The organism is Arsenicicoccus bolidensis DSM 15745 (assembly GCF_000426385.1).
Taxonomy (GTDB): domain Bacteria; phylum Actinomycetota; class Actinomycetes; order Actinomycetales; family Dermatophilaceae; genus Arsenicicoccus; species Arsenicicoccus bolidensis.
On record NZ_AUFG01000079.1, the window covers coordinates 1 to 2,695 of the forward strand.

Here is a 2,695-nt window from a genome sequence, read left to right on the forward strand (position 1 = left end):
GCTCAGCCGCACCGAGCTGCACCGGCTGGCCGCGGGCCTCGGGGCGGACGTGCCGTTCTCGGTGCTGGGGGGCACGGCCATCGGCACGGGGCGCGGCGACGAGCTGGCGCCGGCCATGGCGCGCGGCAGCTATCACTGGGTCTTCGCGTTCAGCGACGAGGGGCTCTCGACGCCGCGGGTGTTCGCCGAGCTCGACCGGCTGCGCGCCGAGCGGGGCGAGGACGTGGCCGTGCCGGCGAGCGGGTCGGCTCCGTCGGCTCCGTCGGCTCCGTCGGCTCCGTCGGCTCCGTCGGACCAGCAGGACGAGCCCGCCGGGCCGGCCTCGCAGGCTCACCGGCAGCCCGAGCTCGAGGTCTCCACCGCGATGATGACCGCCCTGCTCTCCGGCGACGCCGTCGCCGTGGGCCAGGCCATGCACAACGACCTGCAGGAGGCCGCGCTGTCCCTGCAGCCCCGCCTCGTCGACACCCTCGCCATCGGCCAGGAGTGCGGCGCCCTCGGCGGCATCGTCAGCGGCAGCGGCCCGACCTGCGCCTTCCTCGCGGCCTCGCACGAGCACGCGCTCGACCTGGCCGTCGCGCTGACCGCGTCGGGCGTGGCCTCCGACGTGCGCCGCGCCCAGGGCCCGGTCCCCGGTGCCCGACTCATCCACCCCGGCAAGGAGCAGTGACCAGCAGGTGGCCAACCTCGTCTCCGTCGAGCACGCGACCCTCGCGCTCGGCACGACGCTCGTCCTCGACGACGTGTCCCTCGGCGTCAGCTCCGGCACGCGCATCGGCATCGTCGGCCGCAACGGCGGCGGCAAGTCCACCCTGCTCAAGGTGCTCGCCGGACGTCTGCCCGTCGACGACGGTCGGGTGGCCCACACCGGTGGCCTGACCGTCGGGATGCTGAGCCAGGACGACACCCTGGACCCGACGCACACCGTGCGCGAGGCCGTGCTCGGGGGCCTGGCCGAGCACGAGTGGGCGGGCGACGCGCGCGTCCGGGACGTCCTCGACGGGCTGCTCGGCGGCGTCGCGGCGACCAACGTCGGTGGCCTGGACGCGATCGTCGGCCCGATGTCCGGTGGCGAGCGTCGCCGCCTGGCCCTGGCCGCCCTGCTCGTCGCCGACCCCGACCTGCTCATGCTGGACGAGCCGACCAACCACCTCGACGTCGAGGGCGTCGCCTGGCTCGCCCGACACCTGTCGACCCGTCGCACCCGCGCCGACAGCGCGCTCGTCACCATCACCCACGACCGGTGGTTCCTCGACGCCGTGGCCACCGACACGTGGGAGGTCGTCGACGGCACCGTCAACGCCTACGAGGGTGGCTACGCGGCCTTCGTCCTCGCCAAGGCCGAGCGCTCGCGCGTCGCCGCCGTCACCGAGGAGCGCCGCAACAACCTGCTCCGCAAGGAGCTGGCCTGGCTGCGCCGCGGTGCGCCGGCCCGCACCTCCAAGCCGCGCTTCCGGATCGAGGCGGCCAACCAGCTGATCGAGAACGAGCCGCCGCCCCGCGACGACGTCTCCCTCATGCGCTTCGCCACGACACGGCTCGGCAAGGACGTCATCGACCTCGAGGACGCGTCGGTCCGGCTGGGGGACAAGCAGATCCTCGACGACGTGACCTGGCGCCTCGGACCGGGCGACCGCATCGGCATCGTCGGCGTCAACGGCGCCGGCAAGTCGACCCTGCTGCGCGTCGTCACCGGCGACCTGCCCCTGGACGCGGGACGCCGCAAGCAGGGCAAGACCGTCGCGATGGCCTTCCTGTCCCAGGAGGTGCGCGAGCTCGACCGGTTCGCCGACTGGCGGGTCATCGAGGCGATCGAGGACGTCAAGAAGTTCACGATGCTCGGCGGCAAGGAGGTCAGCGCCTCGTCTCTCGCCAAGCAGCTCGGCTTCACCGGTCAGCGCCAGCAGACCCGCGTCGCCTCCCTGTCCGGTGGCGAGCGCCGCCGCCTGCAGCTGCTGCGCCTGCTCATGGCCGAGCCCAACGTCCTGCTCCTCGACGAGCCCACCAACGACCTCGACATCGAGACCCTCCAGTCCCTCGAGGACGTCCTCGACGGCTGGGCCGGCACCCTGCTCGTCGTCTCCCACGACCGCTACCTGCTGGAGCGCATGTGCGACCAGCAGATCGCGCTGCTCGGCGACGGTCGCCTCCGTGAGCTGCCCGGCGGCGTCGAGCAATATCTCGAGCTGTATGCCGCCCAGCAGGCCGCCCGCTCGCGGGGATCGGCCAACCCGGCCACCCCGACGGGTCCGGTCACCCACGACGGCGGCGGCGGGTCGGCCTACTCCGCCGCCGAGGTCCGCGAGGCGCGCAAGGAGATGGGCCGCCTCGAGCGCCAGATCGCGCGGCTCGAGTCCGAGCAGACCCGGCTCCACGACGACATGGTGGCCCGCGCCACCGACGCGTCAGCGGTGCGTGAGCTCGACATCCGGCTGCGCGAGGTCGTCGACCAGCGCGAGGAGCTCGAGATGGCCTGGCTCGAGGCCGCCGAGATCGCCGACTGACCACCACCCCTCCACCACCGGCGCGGGGATCCCGCCCGTCCACGCGTCAGCGTTCGTGAGCTGGGAGCTCAGTTCGGGTCGTCCGGAGGTGCGCGGGCGGCGATTTGTGAGCTGGGAGCTCAGTTCGCGTCGTCCGGAGGGTGCGTGGGCGGCACTTTGTGAGCTGGGAGCTCACGAACGGTCGTCCGGAG

1 protein-coding gene and 1 pseudogene are annotated in these 2,695 nt (G+C 73.4%); both read left to right on the top strand.

Going from position 1 to position 2,695, the window contains the following annotated elements:
• A pseudogene (locus K313_RS0119370) lies at window positions 1–670 on the top strand (hypothetical protein); the annotation flags it as partial.
• A 7-nt stretch (window positions 671–677) separates the two neighbouring features.
• Window positions 678–2,504 carry an ABC-F family ATP-binding cassette domain-containing protein gene (locus K313_RS0119375; RefSeq protein ID WP_029213017.1) on the top strand — a complete coding sequence of 609 codons (1,827 nt, stop codon included), beginning with the start codon at window positions 678–680 and terminating at the stop codon, window positions 2,502–2,504.
• Window positions 2,505–2,695: the final 191 nt, after the last annotated feature.